General features: G+C 70.6%; 17 protein-coding genes. 14 read left to right on the top strand and 3 right to left on the bottom strand.

The features are described from left to right. Positions 1-47 precede the first annotated feature (47 nt). From AC4BEG_RS26300 to AC4BEG_RS26350, 11 genes are all read left to right on the top strand, one after another. Positions 48-287: an HGxxPAAW family protein gene (locus AC4BEG_RS26300; protein WP_490702213.1), complete on the top strand. Its 240-nt coding sequence runs from the start codon at positions 48-50 to the stop codon at positions 285-287. A 132-nt stretch (positions 288-419) separates the two neighbouring features. Next, positions 420-917 carry a DUF2752 domain-containing protein gene (locus AC4BEG_RS26305; RefSeq protein ID WP_490702214.1) on the top strand — a complete coding sequence of 166 codons (498 nt, stop codon included), beginning with the start codon at positions 420-422 and terminating at the stop codon, positions 915-917. A 157-nt stretch (positions 918-1,074) separates the two neighbouring features. Further along, entirely contained in the window at positions 1,075-1,884 is an 810-nt protein-coding gene (gene trpC, locus AC4BEG_RS26310) for an indole-3-glycerol phosphate synthase TrpC (RefSeq protein ID WP_490702215.1), read from the top strand. Between the two features lie 6 nt (positions 1,885-1,890). After that, a complete protein-coding gene (gene trpM, locus AC4BEG_RS26315; RefSeq protein WP_368661717.1) occupies positions 1,891-2,043 on the top strand; it encodes a tryptophan biosynthesis modulator TrpM in 153 nt (50 codons plus the stop codon). 197 nt (positions 2,044-2,240) lie between these two features. Further along, a complete protein-coding gene (gene trpB, locus AC4BEG_RS26320) occupies positions 2,241-3,476 on the top strand; it encodes a tryptophan synthase subunit beta (RefSeq protein ID WP_490702216.1) in 1,236 nt (411 codons plus the stop codon). Then, on the top strand, positions 3,476-4,291 hold the full coding sequence (gene trpA, locus AC4BEG_RS26325) for a tryptophan synthase subunit alpha (protein ID WP_490702217.1): 816 nt from the start codon (positions 3,476-3,478) through the stop codon (positions 4,289-4,291). Before trpB ends, trpA begins: the two co-directional genes overlap by 1 nt. Before the next feature lie 56 nt (positions 4,292-4,347). Beyond that, complete coding sequence (locus AC4BEG_RS26330) at positions 4,348-5,142, top strand: DsbA family protein (protein WP_490702218.1); 795 nt, start codon at positions 4,348-4,350, stop codon at positions 5,140-5,142. A gap of 71 nt (positions 5,143-5,213) precedes the next feature. Then, positions 5,214-6,194, top strand: coding sequence for a prolipoprotein diacylglyceryl transferase (gene lgt / locus AC4BEG_RS26335; protein WP_490702219.1), 981 nt, complete (start codon positions 5,214-5,216; stop codon positions 6,192-6,194). Between the two features lie 167 nt (positions 6,195-6,361). Beyond that, on the top strand, positions 6,362-7,093 hold the full coding sequence (locus tag AC4BEG_RS26340; protein WP_490702220.1) for a VIT1/CCC1 transporter family protein: 732 nt from the start codon (positions 6,362-6,364) through the stop codon (positions 7,091-7,093). 486 nt (positions 7,094-7,579) lie between these two features. Continuing rightward, positions 7,580-12,130, top strand: a complete 4,551-nt coding sequence (gltB, locus tag AC4BEG_RS26345; protein WP_490702221.1) for a glutamate synthase large subunit — start codon at positions 7,580-7,582, stop codon at positions 12,128-12,130. Beyond that, a complete protein-coding gene (locus AC4BEG_RS26350) occupies positions 12,123-13,583 on the top strand; it encodes a glutamate synthase subunit beta (protein ID WP_490702222.1) in 1,461 nt (486 codons plus the stop codon). Before gltB ends, AC4BEG_RS26350 begins: the two co-directional genes overlap by 8 nt. A gap of 181 nt (positions 13,584-13,764) precedes the next feature. Here the strand turns inward: AC4BEG_RS26350 and AC4BEG_RS26355 are convergent, their stop codons facing one another. Together AC4BEG_RS26355 and AC4BEG_RS26360 are read right to left on the bottom strand one after the other, a co-directional pair. Next, the gene (locus AC4BEG_RS26355; RefSeq protein WP_490702223.1) at positions 13,765-14,244 is read right to left on the bottom strand and encodes a PPOX class F420-dependent oxidoreductase; all 480 of its coding nucleotides are present in this window, start codon (positions 14,242-14,244) and stop codon (positions 13,765-13,767) included. A gap of 52 nt (positions 14,245-14,296) precedes the next feature. Further along, positions 14,297-15,217 carry a hypothetical protein gene (locus tag AC4BEG_RS26360; RefSeq protein ID WP_490702224.1) on the bottom strand — a complete coding sequence of 307 codons (921 nt, stop codon included), beginning with the start codon at positions 15,215-15,217 and terminating at the stop codon, positions 14,297-14,299. A 240-nt stretch (positions 15,218-15,457) separates the two neighbouring features. On the opposite strand from AC4BEG_RS26360, the gene AC4BEG_RS26365 reads away from it, so the two are divergent. Next, positions 15,458-16,255, top strand: a complete 798-nt coding sequence (locus tag AC4BEG_RS26365; protein WP_490702225.1) for a S1 family peptidase — start codon at positions 15,458-15,460, stop codon at positions 16,253-16,255. 86 nt (positions 16,256-16,341) lie between these two features. On the opposite strand, the gene AC4BEG_RS26370 is transcribed toward AC4BEG_RS26365, so the two are convergent. Further along, positions 16,342-16,719, bottom strand: a complete 378-nt coding sequence (locus AC4BEG_RS26370; protein ID WP_490702226.1) for a VOC family protein — start codon at positions 16,717-16,719, stop codon at positions 16,342-16,344. Between the two features lie 444 nt (positions 16,720-17,163). Between AC4BEG_RS26370 and AC4BEG_RS26375 the strand changes: the two genes are divergently transcribed. Together AC4BEG_RS26375 and pepN are read left to right on the top strand one after the other, a co-directional pair. Continuing rightward, positions 17,164-17,454, top strand: a complete 291-nt coding sequence (locus AC4BEG_RS26375) for a chorismate mutase (protein ID WP_490707199.1) — start codon at positions 17,164-17,166, stop codon at positions 17,452-17,454. Positions 17,455-17,588: 134 nt separating this feature from the next. Next, entirely contained in the window at positions 17,589-20,150 is a 2,562-nt protein-coding gene (pepN, locus tag AC4BEG_RS26380) for an aminopeptidase N (protein ID WP_490702227.1), read from the top strand. Positions 20,151-20,385 lie beyond the last annotated feature (235 nt).

A 20,385-nucleotide genomic window follows, 5' to 3' on the forward strand; every position in this document is an offset into this window, starting at 1 on the left:
CGCCCCCGGCGCCCGGACCAGGCGCAGTACAGCTACGAGGAGTATTCATGGCGGGTCACAACCACGGACACACCCCGGCCGCCTGGACCGGTGTCACCATCGCCTTCATCGGCTTCTGCGTCTCCGGTGCCTTCACCGTGCTGGCCAATCCGCTCGGTTTCTGGGCGGGCATGGTCATCGTCGCGCTCGGTGGTGTGGTCGGTGCCGCGATGCGCGCGGCCGGGCTCGGGATGCCGAAGGCGCAGCCCCACCCGCTGCCCCGCCCCGAGGCGCAGACCCAGCAGTAGGTGTGACGTCGGGCGCGGCACAGGCCCCGTTCCGGCGCCCGCGGCGGCCGATCCTTGGCATCGGCCCCGTACGGCGCGGATACGGCAGATCCTGAGCTGCGCCTTCGTCGATCCGCGGGCAGACTCGGCGGTGTGAGCGCACCCCTGCCGACCGCCCCGGACCCGGCTCGTCCGCCCGCCCCGCCGCCCGGCGGCGGTGCGGTACGGCGGCTCCTCGCGCCCCTGGGGGTGCTCGCGGGCGTCGTCGCCGCCTTCGGCTACGTCGGCGCCGTCGACCCGCATCGGCCGGGCCACTACCCGGTCTGCCCGGTGCTGCGGCTCACCGGGCTGTACTGCCCGGCCTGCGGCGGCCTGCGCGGCGCCCACGCCCTCGCCCACGGCGATCTGCCCGCTGCGCTGCGCGACAACGCCCTCGCGGTCCTCTGCTACGCCCTGCTCGCGGTGTGCTGGCTGGTGTGGTGTGCGCGGTCGGTGGCCGGAGGGGCTGCTCCGCGAAGACCCACCGGACAGGGCCTGGCGCGGGGGCGGTCGTTCACCCCGCGCGGCTGGCAGGTCCGGGCGTTCCTCGGGGTTGTAGTGATCTTCACGATTGTCCGGAATTCCCCGTTCGGGGGACTACTGACGCCGTGACCGTTGTTGTGTATGTCCACGTGGTGGGACTCGGCGTCAACCGGATGCGAGACCTGGGTCCTCTGACAGCTACCATCGCAGTGCCTGGTGCAGCGGTTGACCGCCCCACCGGCACCGACCATCTGCTTCATCCCCATCCGGGAAGGGGGCCGCTCGCGTGAGTGTGCTCGACGAGATCATCGACGGAGTCCGTGCCGACCTTGCGGAGCGGCAGGCACGCGTCACCCTCGACGAGCTCAAGAAGCGGGCGGCCAAGGCGCAGCCGGCCAAGGACGGTGTCGCGGCCCTCAAGGGCGACAGCGTCAAGGTGATCTGCGAGGTCAAGCGGTCCAGCCCGTCCAAGGGCGCGCTGGCCGCCATCGCCGACCCGGCCGGGCTCGCCGCCGACTACGAGGCGGGCGGCGCCGCCGTCATCAGCGTGCTGACCGAGCAGCGCCGCTTCGGCGGGTCGCTGGCCGACCTGGAGGCGGTGCGCGCCAGGGTCGACATCCCGGTGCTGCGCAAGGACTTCATCGTCACCTCCTACCAGCTGTGGGAGGCGCGGGCGTACGGCGCGGACGTGGTGCTGCTGATCGTCGCCGCACTGGACCAGCAGGCCCTGGTCTCCCTCATCGAGCGGGCCGAGTCGATCGGGCTGACTCCGCTCATCGAGGTGCACGACGAGGAGGAGGTCGCGCGGGCGGTGGACGCCGGAGCGCGGCTCATCGGCGTCAACGCGCGCAATCTGAAGACCCTCGAGGTGGACCGCGGCAACTTCGCCCGGGTCGCGCCGGAGATCCCGGACAACATCGTGAAGATCGCCGAGTCCGGGGTGCGCGGCCCGCACGACCTGATCGCCTACGCCAACGACGGCGCGGACGCCGTGCTGGTCGGCGAGTCCCTGGTGACCGGGCGCGACCCCAAGGGCGCCGTCGCCGATCTGGTGGCGGCCGGAGCCCATCCGGCGCTGCGGCACGGGCGGGACTGACGGAGCATGGAGACATACGCACGCTTGGCCCGGGGGTGCCGTCCCCGGGGCTGCCGCGCGCCCGCACGACGGGTGCGCGGACGGCGCGTGCGGTATCACATCGGATGCGAACCGGGACAGATCAACGGGCGCCGATGGCGGCGTACGGCGCACCGCTGACACCGGCAGAGGTGCCGTAGGCCGTACCGTGCCGCGGCCGCCGGGCCGTCCGGACACCGGGGATCCCAGCGTTCGCCGTGGTCCGGCGACGCCCCGGCTCCGTGGCACCGGCCCCTTGTCGCCCCGCCCCGCGCGGGCGGCGGTGTGCCCGTCCCGCGTTGTGATCGTCATCCATCGAAACCTGCGGAGTACAGCGAATGTCCTCTGATTTCTTCATCCCGGACCCGGAGGGTCAGGTCCCCAGCGCCCAGGGGTATTTCGGCGCGTTCGGCGGCAAGTTCATCCCCGAGGCGCTCGTCGCCGCGGTGGACGAGGTCGCCGCCGAGTACGAGAAGGCGAAGTCCGATCCGGCGTTCGCCGCCGAGCTCGAGGACCTCCTCGTCAACTACACGGGGCGGCCCAGCGCCCTGACCGAGGTGCCGCGGTTCGCCGAGCACGCGGGCGGCGCGCGGATCTTCCTCAAGCGGGAGGACCTCAACCACACCGGCTCACACAAGATCAACAACGTGCTGGGTCAGGCCCTGCTCACCAAGCGGATGGGCAAGACCCGGGTCATCGCCGAGACCGGGGCCGGACAGCACGGGGTGGCCACGGCCACCGCCTGCGCCCTGTTCGGACTCGAGTGCACGATCTACATGGGCGAGGTGGACACCCAGCGGCAGGCCCTCAACGTGGCCCGGATGCGGATGCTGGGCGCCGAGGTCATCGCCGTGAAGTCCGGCAGCCGGACCCTGAAGGACGCTATCAACGAGGCGTTCCGCGACTGGGTCGCCAATGTGGACCGCACCCACTACCTCTTCGGCACCGTGGCCGGACCGCACCCCTTCCCCGCCCTGGTGCGCGACTTCCACCGGGTGATCGGAGTGGAGGCGCGGCGGCAGATCCTGGAGCGCGCCGGGCGGCTGCCCGACGCCGTGGCGGCCTGTGTGGGCGGCGGCTCCAACGCGATCGGGCTGTTCCACGCCTTCCTGCCGGACGAGAGCGTGCGGATCGTCGGCTTCGAGCCCGCGGGACACGGGGTGGACAGCGGTGAGCACGCCGCGACCCTCAGCCAGGGCGAGCCCGGCATCCTGCACGGCTCCCGGTCCTATGTCCTCCAGGACGAGGACGGCCAGATCACCGAGCCGTACTCGATCTCGGCCGGTCTGGACTACCCCGGTGTCGGCCCCGAGCACGCGTATCTGAAGGACATCGGCCGTGCCGAGTACCGGGCGATCACCGACGACGGCGCCATGCAGGCGCTGCGGCTGCTGTCGCGGACCGAGGGCATCATCCCGGCGATCGAAAGCGCCCACGCGCTGGCCGGGGCGCTGGACCTGGGCCGTGAGCTGGGCGAGGGCGGCCTGATCGTCGTCAATCTCTCCGGGCGCGGGGACAAGGACATGGACACCGCGGCGCGGTATTTCGGGCTGTACGACGAGGGAGCGAAGTGATGGCCGGAAATCTGGAGCTGCTGTCGTCCGTCCTGGCCAACGCCAAGAGCGAGGGCCGCGCCGCGCTCGTCGGCTATCTGCCCGCCGGATTCCCCACCGTGGACGGCGGGGTGGCCGCGATGACCGCCATGATCGAGGGTGGCTGCGATGTGGTCGAGGTCGGTCTGCCGCACAGCGACCCGGTGCTTGACGGACCGGTGATCCAGACCGCCGATGACATCGCCCTGCGCGGCGGGGTGAAGATCCGCGACGTCATCCGGACCGTCGGCGAGGTGTACGCGGCCACCGGTGCGCCGATCCTGTGCATGACGTACTGGAACCCGGTGGACCGCTACGGCCCCGAGCGATTCGCCGCCGATCTGGCCGAGGCCGGGGGAGCGGGCTGCATCCTGCCCGATCTGCCGGTCGAGGAGTCCGAGGTGTGGCGGAAGGCCGCCGAGCAGCACGGTCTGGCGACCGTGTTCGTGGTGGCGCCCAGCAGCCGGGACGAGCGGCTGGCGAAGATCACGGCGGCGGGCAGCGGCTTTGTCTACGCGGCCTCCCTGATGGGCGTCACCGGTACCCGGGAATCGGTGGGTCTGGAGGCCCGTGAGCTGGTGGAGCGTACCCGCGCCACCACCGAGCTGCCGGTGTGCGTGGGCCTCGGGGTCTCCAACGCGACACAGGCGGCGGAGGTCGCGGTCTTCGCGGACGGGGTCATCGTGGGTTCGGCGTTCGTGAAGCGGATGCTGGAGGCCGCGGACCACGAGGCCGGGCTCCAGGCGGTGCGCGAGCTGGCCGGTGAGCTCGCCGAGGGCGTTCGCGTCCCTCGTTAGAGGGAATCGCGGGGCGGAGGAGCTCAAGCGGGCTCCTCCGCCTCGTTAGGCGTGGGGTGAGCCAGAAAAACCGTGTGGGAAAGCGCAGCGCCCGGGAGCGGCTGCGGGAACAGCGTGAGAAGGACAGGGCGCGCAACAAGCGGAAGCGGACGATGGGCGCCGTCGGGGCGGTCGTGGCCGTGCTCGCGGTGGCCGCCGGGGTGGGCATGTTCGCGTCCAACGCCACCAAGGACTCGGGAAAATCCGGCAGTTCGGTGGAGCCGCCGCGGGGCGCGGCCGGCAAGGGCCGTCTGGTGATCGAGACCGGGAAGTCCGCCAAGCCGGGACGGCCCGCCCCCTCGACGCTGAACGTCTACGAGGACTTCCGCTGCCCCGGCTGCAAACAGTTCGAGGACGTCTTCCGCACCACCCTGCATGACTTGCAGGACACCGGCCGGCTGAAGGTCCGGTACCACCTGGTGACGATCATCGACGGCAACATGGGCGGCATCGGCTCGCTGCACGCGGCGAACGCGGCGGCCTGCGCCCAGGACGCGGGGAAGTTCCGGGCCTACCACGATGTGCTCTACAAGCATCAGCCCGACGAGACCCGCGACATCTACGCCGACAAGAACCGGCTGATCAAGCTGGCGGGCACGGTCCCGGGGCTCGACACCGCCGCCTTCCGCTCCTGTGTGAAGGACGGCCGCCACAACGGCTGGGTGAAGAAGTCCAGCGACACCTTCAACCACTCCGGCTTCGCCTCGACCCCGACCGTCGTGCTGAACGGGAAGTCCATCTACGGCAAGCCCGACAAGCCGCTGAGCCCCAACAAGCTCAAGCGGATGGTCGCCGCGGCGGCCCGGGGCTGAGCCCGTTATGCAGCCGTTGTGCCGGGTGGGTTGTGGTATTCGCCGCCCGGCACGGTAGCGTCGACTCTGTCATGGACCTCGCTTACATTCCCAGCCCGTCGTCCGGCGTGATCTATCTCGGTCCGATCCCGCTGCGCGGCTATGCGTTCTGCATCATCATCGGCGTCTTCGTGGCGGTCTGGCTCGGTGGCCGGCGCTGGGTCGCCCGCGGCGGCAGGGTCGGCACCGTTGCCGACATCGCCGTCTGGGCGGTGCCCTTCGGCCTGGTCGGCGGACGTCTCTACCACGTCATCACCGACTACGAGCTGTACTTCACGGAGGGCCGGAACTGGGTCGACGCGTTCAAGATCTGGGAGGGCGGCCTCGGGATCTGGGGGGCCGTCGCGCTCGGTGCGCTGGGCGCCTGGATCGGCTGCCGCCGCCGGGGGATCCCGCTCCCGGCCTACGCGGACGCCATCGCGCCCGGGATCGCCTTCGCCCAGGCGATCGGCCGCTGGGGCAACTGGTTCAACCAGGAGCTCTACGGCAAGGCCACCTCGCTGCCCTGGGGCCTGAAGATCGATGCCGACCCCGACGCGGGCCGGGTGGCCGGTACGTACCACCCGACCTTCCTCTACGAGTCGCTGTGGTGCGTCGGTGTCGCGCTGCTGGTGATCTGGGCGGACCGGCGTTTCACGCTGGGGCATGGCAGGGCGTTTGCCCTCTACGTCGCCTCCTACACGGTGGGCCGCTTCTGGATCGAGTACCTGCGGGTGGACGACGCCCACCATGTGCTCGGCCTGCGGCTCAACGACTGGACCTCGATCGTCGTCTTCATCGGCGCGGTCGTCTACATGGTGCTCTCCGCGAAGAAGGCGCCGGGCCGGGAGACCGTGGTCGAGCCCGCGGCGGTGGAGGACGGCGCGGACGCCGCCGGGGACCCCAAGCCCGCCACGAGTGCCAAGACGGCGGAGGCCAGCGAGACGGCTGAGGGCACCAAGACGGTCAAGGGCACCGAGGCCGCCGGGGACGCCGACTCCACGGCGTCCGCGGAGGCGGAACCCTCCAAGTAGCGCACCGTAGAAGGCCGCCGAACCCACCGGGTTCGGCGGCTTTCGCGTTTACGCAGGTCAGCGAGGTAAGTTCGGCCTTCCTTGCTGGCGGAACAGAGGAATTCGCGCGTACCTTCGAAGCGTTGGGGTGAGGGCGACACGCCCTCCGCGAAGGGAGCACTTCTCAGATGTCCGTCATCGACAGCGCCACGTCACCGCATATCGCCCACCGTGACAACCACACCCACCGGGATGTGAACGGCGGCTGGCTGCGCCCTGCCGTCTTCGGTGCGATGGACGGTCTGGTCTCCAACCTCGCGCTGATGACCGGTGTCGCGGGCGGTGCGGTGGACCGCCAGACCATCGTGATCACCGGACTCGCCGGGCTCGCGGCCGGTGCGTTCTCGATGGCCGCGGGGGAGTACACCTCCGTTGCCTCCCAGAGTGAGCTGGTCCAGGCCGAGCTGGAGGTGGAGCGGCGCGAGCTGCGCAAGCACCCGGCGGACGAGCTGGAGGAGCTGGCCGCGCTGTACGAGTCGCGGGGTGTGGAGCCGCGGCTCGCTCGTGAGGTGGCCAAGCAGCTGTCCAAGGATCCCGAGCAGGCGCTGGAGATACACGCCCGCGAGGAGCTGGGGGTGGACCCGGACGATCTGCCGTCGCCGATGGTCGCCGCGGTGTCGTCGTTCGGATCGTTCGCGTTGGGCGCGCTGCTGCCGGTGCTGCCGTATCTGCTGGGCGCGGTGGCGCTGTGGCCCGCGGTGGTCGTGGCGCTGATCGGGCTGTTCGCCTGCGGTGCGGTGGTGGCCCGGGTGACCGCCCGGAGCTGGTGGTTCAGCGGGCTGCGACAGCTGGCGCTGGGCGGGGCGGCGGCCGGTGTGACCTACGCCCTGGGCACCTTCTTCGGCACGGCCGTAGGCTAGGCCCTCCTCCTGCCGATCTTCGCGGGCCCGCGGGGCCTGGCACCGCGCCCCGCCGCGTTGTCGGGATCATCCGAGTACGCCCAGTACGAGGATGACCCTCCTGCGATCCTCCCCCAGCTACCTGCTGGAGGTGCCCCCTCACCAGACGCCGCGGGCTGATCCACGAAGATCGACAGGACAGGACCTAGCGCCCCGCTGTGGTCATACAGCGATCCGCATCACTATTCCATTACTCGGTGGTTTCGAGCGTTTTTCGCGCGGGCATAAAGCCGTAACGCGCGGGCAGTGTCGCCCGCCCCCCACCGTGGCGATGATCGTCGCCCGGTACTCAATTGCCTTGATCACCCCGTGCGGGGATGTCCGCATGATGAAACGGAATGACCGGTTCCCGAGAACCGCCGCATCATGTAACCTGCACGAAATTTCGCGGAGGGCCAACGTCGTCCCTCGGCACACCCAGATGCCATGACGACGACGGGAGAGCCGATGCGTTCCGCATCCCACCCCGCCCGCCAGGGAATGTACGACCCGAGCAATGAGCACGACGCCTGCGGCGTCGGCTTCGTGGCGACCCTCACCGGCGAGGCCAGCCATGAGCTCGTGGAGCAGGCTCTCACCGTGCTCCGCAACCTCGAGCACCGCGGAGCCACCGGCTCGGAGCCCGACTCGGGCGACGGCGCGGGCATTCTCGTCCAGGTCCCCGACGCTTTTCTGCGGGAGGCCGTCACCGGCTTCGAGCTTCCCGAGGCCGGTGCGTACGCGGTGGGTATCGCCTTCCTCCCGGAGGCGGAGGCCGAGGGCGCCGCGGCCGTGGCACAGATCGAGCGGATCGCCGCCGAGGAGGGGCTGACCGTCCTCGGCTGGCGTGCGGTGCCGGTCGCCCCCGACCTGCTGGGCAACGGCGCGCGCAGCACCATGCCCGCCTTCTCCCAGCTCTTCGTCACCGATGGCACCAGCACCGGGGTGGCCCTGGACCGCAAGGCGTTCATGCTGCGCAAGCGCGCCGAGCGCGAGGCGGGCGTCTACTTCCCCTCGCTGTCCTCCCGCACCCTCGTCTACAAGGGCATGCTGACCACCGGCCAGCTGGAGCCGTTCTTCCCGGACCTGTCCGACCGCCGCTTCGCCACGGCCATCGCGCTGGTCCACTCCCGGTTCTCCACCAACACCTTCCCGAGCTGGCCGCTGGCCCACCCCTACCGGTTCGTCGCCCACAACGGTGAGATCAACACCGTCCAGGGCAACCGCAACTGGATGCGGGCCCGGGAGTCCCAGCTGATGAGCGAGCTGTTCGGGGACCAGGAGCTGGACCGAATGTTCCCGGTCTGCACCCCGGACGCCTCCGACTCCGCGAGCTTCGACGAGGTCCTGGAGCTGCTGCACCTCGGCGGCCGCTCGCTGCCGCACAGCGTGCTGATGATGGTCCCCGAGGCGTGGGAGAACCACACCTCCATGGACCCGGCCCGGCGCGCCTTCTACCAGTACCACTCCACGATGATGGAGCCCTGGGACGGCCCGGCCTGTGTCACCTTCACCGACGGCACCCAGGTCGGCGCCGTGCTGGACCGCAACGGTCTGCGGCCGGGCCGCTACTGGGTCACCGACGACGGCCTGGTCGTGCTCTCCTCCGAGGTCGGCGTGCTGGACATCCACCCCTCCAAGGTGGTCCGCAAGGGGCGGCTCCAGCCCGGCCGGATGTTCCTGGTCGACACCGTCGAGCACCGGATCATCGAGGACGACGAGATCAAGGCCCAGCTCGCCGCCGAGCACCCGTACGCCGAGTGGCTGGAGGCCGGTCTGATCGACCTGGCCGAGCTGCCCGAGCGCGAGCACATCGTGCACACCCACGCCTCGGTCACCCGCCGCCAGCAGACCTTCGGCTACACCGAGGAGGAGCTGCGCGTCCTGCTCGCGCCGATGGCCAAGGCCGGCGCCGAGCCGATCGGCTCGATGGGCACCGACTCGCCGATCGCCGCCCTCTCCGAGCGGCCGCGGCTGCTCTTCGACTACTTCACCCAGCTGTTCGCGCAGGTCACCAACCCGCCGCTGGACGCGATCCGCGAGGAGCTGGTCACCTCGCTGATCTCCTCGCTGGGCCCGCAGGGCAATCTGCTGGAGCCCACCTCGGCCTCCTGCCGCAGCGTCACCCTGCCCTTCCCGGTGATCGACAACGATGAGCTGGCCAAGCTCATCCACATCAACGCCGACGGCGACATGCCCGGGCTGAAGGCGGCCACTCTCTCCGGTCTGTACCGGGTCGGCGGCGGCGGTCAGGCGCTCGCCACCCGGCTGGACGAGGTCTGCGCCGAGGCCGACGCCGCCATCGAGGACGGCGCCCGGCTGATCGTCCTCTCCGACCGCCACTCCGACGCCGAGCATGCGCCGATCCCCTCGCTGCTGCTCACCTCCGCCGTCCACCACCACCTCATCCGCACCAAGCAGCGCACCCGGGTGGGGCTGCTGGTCGAGGCTGGCGACGTCCGCGAAGTGCACCATGTGGCGCTGCTGATCGGCTACGGCGCCGCGGCGGTCAACCCGTACCTGGCGATGGAGTCGGTCGAGGACCTGGTCCGGGCGGGCACCTTCCTGCCCGGTGTCGAGGCCGAGACCGCCATCCGCAACCTGATCAAGGCGCTCGGCAAGGGTGTGCTGAAGGTGATGTCCAAGATGGGCATCTCCACCGTCGCCTCCTACCGCGGCGCCCAGGTCTTCGAGGCCGTCGGTCTGGACGAGTCCTTCGTGGACACCTACTTCCACGGCACCGCCACCAAGATCGGCGGTGCGGGTCTGGACGTGGTGGCCAAGGAGGTCGCCGCCCGCCACGCCAAGGCGTACCCGGCCTCCGGCATCCCCTCCGCCCACCGGGCGCTGGAGATCGGTGGTGAGTACCAGTGGCGCCGTGAGGGCGAGCCGCACCTGTTCGACCCCGAGACGGTCTTCCGGCTCCAGCACTCCACCCGCGCCCGCCGCTACGACATCTTCAAGAAGTACACCGAGCGGGTGAACGAGCAGTCCGAGCGGCTGATGACGCTGCGCGGTCTGTTCTCCTTCAAGGGTGACCGGCCCTCGATCCCGATCGAGGAGGTCGAGCCGGTCAGCGAGATCGTCAAGCGGTTCTCCACCGGCGCCATGTCGTACGGCTCCATCTCCCAGGAGGCGCACGAGACCCTCGCCATCGCCATGAACCAGCTGGGCGGAAAGTCCAACACCGGTGAGGGCGGCGAGGACTCCGAGCGACTGCACGACCCGGCACGCCGCTCCGCCATCAAGCAGGTCGCCTCCGGCCGCTTCGGTGTGACCAGCGAATACCTGGTCAACTCCGATGACATCCAGATCAAGATGGCCCAGGGCGCCAAGCCAGGCGAGGGCGGCCAGCTGCCCGGTCACAAGGTCTACCCGTGGGTGGCCAAGACCCGGCACTCCACCCCGGGCGTCGGTCTGATCTCCCCGCCGCCGCACCACGACATCTACTCCATCGAGGATCTGGCCCAGCTGATCCACGACCTGAAGAACGCCAACCCCCAGGCGCGTATTCACGTCAAGCTGGTCTCCGAGGTGGGCGTGGGCACCGTGGCCGCGGGCGTCTCCAAGGCCCATGCCGATGTGGTGCTGATCTCCGGCCACGACGGCGGCACCGGCGCCTCCCCGCTGACCTCGCTGAAGCACGCCGGCGGTCCCTGGGAGCTGGGCCTCGCCGAGACCCAGCAGACCCTGCTGCTCAACGGACTGCGCGACCGGATCGTGGTGCAGACCGACGGCCAGCTGAAGACCGGCCGTGACGTGGTCATCGCCGCACTGCTGGGCGCCGAGGAGTTCGGCTTCGCCACCGCCCCGCTGGTGGTCTCCGGCTGTGTGATGATGCGCGTCTGCCACCTGGACACCTGCCCGGTCGGCATCGCCACCCAGAACCCGGTGCTGCGCGAGCGGTACAACGGCAAGGCCGAGTTCGTGGTCAACTTCTTCGAGTTCATCGCCGAGGAGGTCCGCGAGCTCCTGGCCGAGCTGGGCTTCCGCACCCTCGACGAGGCCATCGGCCACGCCGACCTGCTGGACACCGCCCGCGCCGTCCAGCACTGGAAGGCGCAGGGCCTGGACCTGGCGCCGCTGCTGTACGTGCCCGAGCTGCCCGAGGGCGCCGTCCGCCACCAGACGGTCGAGCAGGACCACGGGCTGGCCAAGGCGCTGGACAACGAGCTGATCAAGCTGGCGTCCGACGCGCTGAACGCCGAGAGCGCCGAGGCGGCCCAGCCGGTCCGCGCCCAGGTCGCGATCCGCAACATCAACCGGACCGTCGGCACCATGCTGGGCCATGAGGTGACCCGGAGGTTCGGCGGCGCCGGACTGCCCGACGACACCATCGACATCACCTTCACCGGTTCCGCCGGTCAGTCCTTCGGTGCCTTTGTGCCGCACGGGCTCACCCTGCGGCTGGAGGGCGACGCCAACGACTACGTCGGCAAGGGCCTGTCCGGCGGCCGGGTGGTGGTCCGCCCGGACCGCGGCGCCGACCACCTCGCCGAGTACTCCACCATCGCGGGCAACACCCTCGCCTACGGCGCGACCAGCGGTGAGATGTACCTGCGCGGCCGGGTCGGCGAGCGGTTCTGCGTCCGCAACTCCGGTGCCACCGTGGTCTCCGAGGGCGTGGGCGACCACGGCTGTGAGTACATGACCGGCGGCCGGGCGGTTGTCCTCGGCCCGACCGGGCGCAACTTCGCGGCCGGTATGTCCGGCGGTATCGCGTACGTCATCGACCTCGACCGGGACAATGTCAACGGTGAGCTGACCGATGCCATCGGCGAGCTGGACGACACCGACAAGCAGTGGCTGCACGACGCGGTGCGACGCCACCACGAGGAGACCGGCTCCACCGTCGCGGGCGCGCTGCTCGAGGACTGGGACGCCGCCCTCGTCCGGTTCAGCAAGATCATCCCCGCTACCTACCAGGCCGTGCTCGCCGCCAAGGACGCCGCCGAGCGAGCCGGGCTCTCCGAGTCCGAGACCACCGAGAAGATGATGGAGGCGGCGACCAATGGCTGACCCCAAGGGCTTCCTGACCACTGACCGCGAGGTCGCCGAGACCCGCCCGGTGGAAGAGCGCGTCAAGGACTGGAACGAGGTCTACGTCCCCGGCTCCCTGCTGCCGATCATCAGCAAGCAGGCCGGACGCTGCATGGACTGCGGTATCCCGTTCTGTCACAACGGCTGTCCGCTGGGGAACCTCATCCCCGAGTGGAACGAGTACGCCTACCGCGAGGACTGGCGGGAGGCCAGCGAGCGGCTGCACGCCACCAACAACTTCCCGGAGTTCACCGGGCGGCTGTGCCCGGCCCCGTGCGAGTCGGCGTGTGTCCTCGGCATCAACCAGCCGCCGGTGACCATCAAGAACGTCGAGGTCACCATCATCGACAAGGCGTGGGAGACCGGCGATGTCACCCCGCAGCCGCCGGAGCGGCTGAGCGGCAAGACCGTCGCCGTCATCGGCTCGGGCCCGGCGGGCCTGGCCGCCGCCCAGCAGCTGACCCGGGCGGGCCACACGGTCGCGGTGTACGAGCGCGCCGACCGCATCGGCGGGCTGCTGCGCTACGGCATCCCCGAGTTCAAGATGGAGAAGCGCCACATCAACCGCCGTATCGAGCAGATGCGCGCGGAGGGCACCAAGTTCCGTACCGAGGTGGAGATCGGCCGTGACATCGACGCGGCCAAGCTGCGCCGCCGCTACGACGCGGTGGTCATCGCGGCCGGTGCCACCACGGCGCGCGATCTGCGCGTGCCCGGCCGGGAGCTGACCGGCATCCACCAGGCGATGGAGTATCTGCCGCTGTCCAACAAGGTGCAGGAGGGCGACTTCGTCACCCCGCCGATCAGCGCCGAGGGCAAGCATGTGGTGGTCATCGGCGGCGGTGACACCGGCGCGGACTGCGTGGGTACCGCCCACCGCCAGGGCGCCGCCTCCGTCACCCAGCTGGAGATCATGCCCAGGCCCGGCGAGGAGCGCGGCGCCAACCAGCCGTGGCCCACCTTCCCGATGCTGTACAAGGTCACCTCGGCCCATGAGGAGGGCGGTGAGCGGGTCTACTCCGTCTCCACCACCCACTTCGAGGGTGACGAGGAGGGCAATGTCCAGTGGCTGCACCTGATCGAGGTGGAGTTCAAGGACGGCAAGCTGGAGCAGAAGCCCGGCACCGAGCGGAAGATCCCCGCCCAGCTGGTCACCCTGGCCATGGGCTTCACCGGCACCGACCGGGAGAACGGACTGGTCGAGCAGTTCGGCCTGGCGCTGGACGAGCGCGGCAATGTGGCGCGCGATGCCTCCTTCGCCACCAATGTGGACGGGGTCTTCGTGGCGGGCGACGCCGGCCGTGGCCAGTCGCTGATCGTCTGGGCCATCGCCGAGGGCCGCTCCGCCGCCCGCGGAGTGGACCGCTACCTGGCCGGGACCAGCGCCCTGCCCGCCCCGATCCGTCCCACCGACCGGTCCCTCATGGTCTGAGGTCCCACCCCTCTCGAGCACTCCAGGTTTCCGCCCGTACAACGGCGTACGGAACCGGCCGCGCGGCGCCCTCCCCTACCCGACCGGGGCGGGCGCCGCGTGGCGTTCGCATGCCGTTTTCCCGTGGCGACGCTGCCCGGGGACGCGGATCAGGCTGCCCCGGGTGCGGGCTGAGCGTCCCTCACCCCTGCTGTTCGCCCTCCACCAGACGGGCGGGAAAGCCGCCGGTGGCCACCGGGCCCCAGCGGGTGGGGGTGACGCGGATCAGCGACTTGCCCTGCTTGCGCATGGCCGAGCGGTACTCGTCCCAGTCCGGGTGCTCACCGGCGATATTGCGGTAGTACTCGACGAGCGGTTCGACGGAGTCGGGCATGTCGATCACCTCGGCGGTGCCGTCGATCTGGACCCACGGGCCGTTCCACTCGTCGGAGAGCACCACCAGGCTCACCGCCGGGTCGCGGCGTGCGTTGCGGACCTTGGCGCGTTCGGGATAGGTGGACATGACGATCCGTCCGGAGTCGTCGACTCCGCAGGTCAGCGGGGATGCCTGGGGCGACCCGTCGGACCGGCGGGTCATCAGGAGGGCGCGGTGGCGCGGGCGTACGAACTCCAGCAGCTCATCGATGCCGACAGCGGTGTTGGTGGCGATGGAGGGGCTCATACAGCCGAGCCTACGGGCCGGAGCGGAGCGACGCCGCCCGGAGGACACGCGCTCAGGTGTCGCACTCCAGGACCGTACGGCACAGGCCGCAGCGGGCCCGCAGCCGTCCGCGCACCGGCACCCGGATCCGCTGACGGCAGGTCGGACAGGGGAAGGAGACGTTCAGCGGACGGCCGCCCTCGAAGGTGTAGTCACCGCCGGTGGGCAGGGTGTCGAGCGGGGCCCCGGTGCGGTCTCCGGCCTCGGCCTGTGACCGGGCCGAGCGTCGGTCCCGGGCGTAGCGGCGGCGGCCCGCCCATCCGGCCGCGGCCAGCGGTGGCTGCCGCTGGTCCCGCTCCGCCAGCTCCAGCCCCGTGGTGTACGCCTCGTACGCCTGCGGGCTGGTGAACCAGATCCGGGGATCCTCGTTGAAGAACATCGCCCGTTTGGCCAGCACATAGCCGAATTCCTCCGGTGTGAGATAGCCGAGCTTCTGGCTGGAGAGCCGGTCCTGGCGGTAGGCGTCGAGCAGCAGCCAGCCGGTGCCGAGATAGGCGGCGGTGGTGTCGGTGAGGATTTCGTTGTCGCGGCTGCCGGGAAAGGTGAGATCCAGACGGTGCAGATACACATGCGTCACCTCGTGGGCGAGGGCCGCGCCGATGTCCCGCCGGTGCTCCTTGAAACGGGAGTTGAGCTCGATGAAGTACTCCGGACCTGCGGCCAGGTCGACATTGCCCGCATGCTCCATCTCGCGGAAGCTCACGATCATCCGGGCGTCGGGAAGCATCAGGTGCCGCACCATCACCCGGGCGATCCGCTGCACTCCGAGGTAGAGGTCGTCCTGGTCGGCGAAGGCCACATCGCCGGGGACCACACTGACGTCGAACCGCTCCACCGAGTCCCGGGACAGCCGCCGGTAGAGCGCGGTGATGGCGGCCCGGACGGTGTCCAGATGGGGAAACCCGTGCTTGATGTCACTGCCCGGTGCCGCCACGCCGTCACCCCGAGTCCGTGTTTCGCCGATACCGTGTCAGAATTCCACGTTACGGACGTATTTCACACTGGCCGGTAGGCCGCGCTGGCCGGAACGCACCCCTTGTCACACGGTTCACCCGCTCCACATAATTTCAGGGTGTTTCGCGGGCTCACCCCACTGGGCTTCGGCGGGCGTTTCCGATTTCTGGTTTGGCATGAGCCTGACACGGCGCACCAACCCCCCACGAGAGGAAATCCGTTGCGCAACCACCTGAAGCACCTCACCAGAGCTACGGCCCTCAGCGCGGTCGCCCTCGCCGCTTTCAGCCTCGCCCCCGGTACGGCTACGGCCCTGCCCCGCGGACCCGAGCCCGGCCCCACCGTCGTCGGCGGCACCCCCGCCGCGCAGGGTGAATTCCCCTTCATGGTCCGGCTGTCCATGGGCTGTGGCGGTGCGCTCTACACCAAGGACATCGTGCTGACCGCCGCCCACTGCGTCGACGGCAGCGGCCCCAACACCTCCATCACCGCCACCGGGGGCGTCGTCGACCTCGAGGACTCCGCTGCCACCAAGGTGAACTCCACCGAGGTCCTCCAGGCCCCCGGCTACAACGGCACGGGCAAGGACTGGGCCCTCATCAAGCTGGCCAAGCCGATCGACCAGCCCACCTTGAAGATCGCCGAGACGGACGCCTACAACAAGGGCGACTTCACGGTCGCGGGCTGGGGCGCCGACAAGGAAGGCGGCGACCAGCAGCGCTATCTGCTCAAGGCCAGCGTTCCGTTCGTCGACGACGCCACCTGCAAGGGCGCCTACAGCAACCTCGTCACCGGTGAGGAGATCTGCGCCGGGAAGATGGACACCGGCGGCGTCGACACCTGCCAGGGCGACTCCGGCGGTCCGATGTTCCGCAAGGACGACAACGACCAGTGGATCCAGGTCGGCATCGTCAGCTGGGGCGAGGGCTGCGCGCGGCCCGGCAAGCCCGGCGTCTACACCGAGGTGAGCACCTTCGCCAAGGACATCAAGGCGGGCGCGGACCAGTTCGGCGGCTGATCCTCAACCCACCCCGGACCGGGGCCGGCCACCGCGGCCGGCCCCGGTTCCGCGCTGCCCGTGACGTATCAGCTCTGGCCGTGGCGTCAGCTCTGGCCGTAGCAGATGCAGAAGGGGTGCCCGGCCGGATCGTTGAAGACCCGGAACCCCGACCGCTCACCCCCGCTGTCGTGCAGAAAGGTCGCCCCCAGCGCGATCACCTCACGCTGCGCCCGCTCCATGTCCTCGAGAGTGGTCACATCGAAGTCCAGATGGAACTGCTGCGGATGCGCCGGGTCCGGCCAGCGCGGCGGCCGGTGGTCCGGGGCCAACTGGAAGGCCAGGCGCTGACCGTCCGATGAGGTGAGCGTGGCCCATTCGGGGTCGCTGTCATCCAGCCGCCAGCCCAGGATCCGGCCGTAGAAGGCGGCCAGCGCGGCTGGGTCCGGACAATCGATGACGGTGCACTGAAGCGTCGCGATCATATGCCGACCCTAGGCCCTGGCCTGGGCTGTGACCCGGAGTCCCGTCGCCCCATGAGCACGCGTACGAGACGGACAAGAGCCGATCAAAGCCGAGAAATCCGTTTCACGGACGGAAAAGTCCCGGCTACAGAGGGAAAAGTCCGGGGCGGGACATGAAAGTGCGGCAAGAAGTGGAACCTCCCCGGCCGAGGATCGGTCCTTCACGGTGGAGGAGCCGCGCCGGGGGCGGCCCCTCCGGGCCGGACCGCCTCGCCCCCTTTTCAACCCCCCACCGGGGTCGAGGCGGTCCCGCAATGCCCTGGCATAGGGTCGGGGGTCATGACGCACAGCGAGACCCACCGCGCCGACGAGCCCGACCGCGGCAGCGCCCCCGGCACGGACCGCGACGCCCCCGGCGGAACCGGCACCCCCGCCGCCCCGGCCGCCGACGCCGCCGCCCCGGACATCGACGACTCCGTCCTCGCCGAGCTGACCCGGTTGCGCGACAGCATCGACAACCTTGACGCGGCCGTGGTCCATGTACTCGCCGAGCGCTTCAAATGCACCCAGCAGGTCGGCCACCTCAAGGCCGCCCACACCCTCCCCCCGGCCGACCCCGGTCGCGAGGCCCGCCAGATCGCCCGGCTGCGCCAGCTGGCGGAAGGCGCCAAACTCGACCCGGCCTTCGCTGAGAAGCTGCTCAACTTCATCATCGCCGAGGTCATCCGGCACCACGAGACCATCGCCCGCTCCTGAGCCCCGGCCCCGGCCACCGGATCGCCCCCGCCGCCCCGGAGGGCGCACTCCGGTGGCGCGCCCCGCACCCTCCCGCACCCCGCAACCGCTTCCTACCCGTGTGCTGTCCACGGGAGGTAGGGCAGCATGTCCCCATGTCCGTACTGACGCGCGAGGAAGCGCAGAACCGAGCCCGCCTCATCGAGGTCCACCGCTACACGGTCGAACTCGACCTCACCCGTGGTGACGAACTCTTCGGCTCGACCACCACCATCCGCTTCCACGCGCGCGAGGCGGGCGCGGACACCTTCGTCGAACTCAACCCGGCCGCACTGCACCGCGCCGTCCTCGACGGCCACGAGCTCGACCTCGCCGCCGCGCCCCTCGCCGACGGACGGCTTCCGCTCACCGCCCTCGCCGAAGGCGAGCACGAGCTGCGCGTGGAGGCGGACATGCGCTACTCCCGCACCGGCGAGGGCATGCACCGCTTCACCGACCCCGCCGACGGTGAGACCTACCTCTACACCACGGACGAAGGCGACGTCTTCGCCGCCTTCGACCAGCCCGACCTCAAGGCCGTCTTCGACGTCCGCGTCACCGCACCGCCCGAATGGACCGTCCTCGGCAACGGCATCGCCACCCGCGTCGGCGACCCCGCCGAAGGCCGCTGGGAGCTGGCCGCCACCCCGCCCATCAGCACCTACCTCGTGGCGCTGGCCGCCGGGCCGTACCTTTCGGTGCGCACCGAGCACGCCGGACTGCCCCTCGGGCTGCATGTCCGCCGCTCCCTCGCCCCCTACCTCGAGGACGACGCCGAGGAGCTGTTCGACATCACCCGGCGCTGCTTCGACCGCTATCACGAGATCTTCGAGGAGCCCTATCCGTTCGACTCCTACGACCAGGCGTTCGTCCCCGAGTTCAACGTCGGCGCCATGGAGAACCCCGGTCTGGTCACCCTGCGCGACGAGTTCATCTACCGCTCCGCCGTCACCGACGCCGAGCGGCAGACCCGCGCCATGGTCATGGCCCATGAGATGGCCCATATGTGGTTCGGCGACCTCGTCACCATGACCTGGTGGGACGACATCTGGCTCAATGAGTCCTTCGCCGAGTACATGGGCTACCAGGTGCTCACCGAGACCACCCGCTACACCGACATCTGGGCCGACTTCGGCGTCCGCCGCAAGAACTGGGGCTACGACGCCGACCAGCGCCCCTCCACCCACCCCGTCGCCCCCGCGCCCGAGCAGGTCCCCGACACCGCCGCCGCCCGCCTCAACTTCGACGGCATCTCCTACGCCAAGGGCGCCTCCGCCCTGCGCCAGCTCGTCACCTGGCTCGGCGAGAAGGACTTCCTCCAGGGCATCAACCGGCACTTCGCCCGCCACCGCTTCGGCAACGCCACCCTCGCCGACTTCATCGACTCCCTCGCCCACGGCTCCGACCGCGATGTGCACGCCTGGGCCGACGCCTGGCTGCGCACCACCGGCGTCGACACCCTCACCCCCTCCATCACCACCCACGGCGACCGCTGGAGCGCGGAGATCCGCCACGACGGCGGAGGCAATGGCGCCGCCCCCGTACCCCGTCCGCACCGCATCGCCATCGGGCTGTACGACCACGAACCCGCCGCCGCGCATCAGCTGGTACTGCGCAAGCGCGTCGAAGCCGAGCTCACAGCCACCGAACCCACCCTCACCCTCTCCTTCACCGGCCCCCGCCCCGCTCTGCTGCTGCTCAACGACGGCGACCTCAGCTACGCCAAGGTCCGGCTCGACCCCGGCTCCTGGCAGGCCGTCGTCCGCTCACTGTCCGGACTCCCCGACGCCGTCAGCCGCGCCGTGGTGTGGAACGCCGCCCGCGACATGGTCCGCGACGGCGAACTCCCACCCACCGACTACCTCGACACCGTCCGCGCCCACCTCCCGCGCGAGACCGACATAGCCATCGTCCAGGGCGTCCTGGCCTTCGCCCGCACCCAGATCGCCGACCGCTACCTCCCCGCCGAGCAGCGCCCCGCCGCCCTGGCCACCCTCGGCGCCACCTGCCGCGACCTGCTGCGCCGCACCGAGGACAACTCCGGCCCCGGACTGCGGCTCGCCGCCGTCCGCGGCTTCATCGAGAGCGCCACCGCCCCGGCCGGGCTCAGCGACTGGCTCGACGGCGACACCGTCCCCGGCGGCCCCGCCCTCGACCCCGAACTGCGTTGGCAGATCCTCGGGCGGCTCGCCGTCCTCGGCGCCATCGGCCCCGCCGAGATCGACGCCGAACTCACCCGCGACTCCAGTGCCACCGGCCAGGAGGGCGCCGCCCGCTGCCGCGCCGCCCTCCCCGACCCGGACGCCAAACAGGCCGCCTGGGACGCCCTGTTCGGCACCGCCGACGAACCGTCCGGACTGTCCAACTACCTCGTCACCGCCACCGCGACCGGCTTCTGGCAGCCCGAGCATCACGAGCTGCTCACCGACTACCTCCCCCGCTACTTCCCGGCCGCCGCCGAGGTGGCCACCCGGCGGGGCTCCGCCATCGCCGACGCCGTCGCCCGCTCCGGCTTCCCCACCACCGTGGACACCCGGACCCTGGAGCTGGGGGAGGAGTGTCTGCGCCGCGACGATCTGCTCCCCGCACTGCGCCGGCGCTTCGCCGACCAACTCGACGATCTGCGCCGCGCCCTGCGCGTCCAGCGCAGGCAGGAGGAGCGGGGGAGCGGGGCGTAGACGGCCTCGCTGAAGTCGGGCGCACCAGCCACGCCGCAGCCGCAGCCGCATGACGGCACCTCGCGGCACTTCCCGCGGCACGCCGCGGGCAGATCCCGACCCGCTCTCGCGGACACGCGCCGGGGCGGTTCCGTCGCGCGGTGGCAAGGCGCCGCACGGCCGCGTACCACGTACGAGTGGACTTCATGACGCCACCGGCCGATCCGCTTGCGCACGAAGTACGTTGAGGCAGCTT

This window comes from Streptomyces sp. JLBJ103, assembly GCF_058215575.1.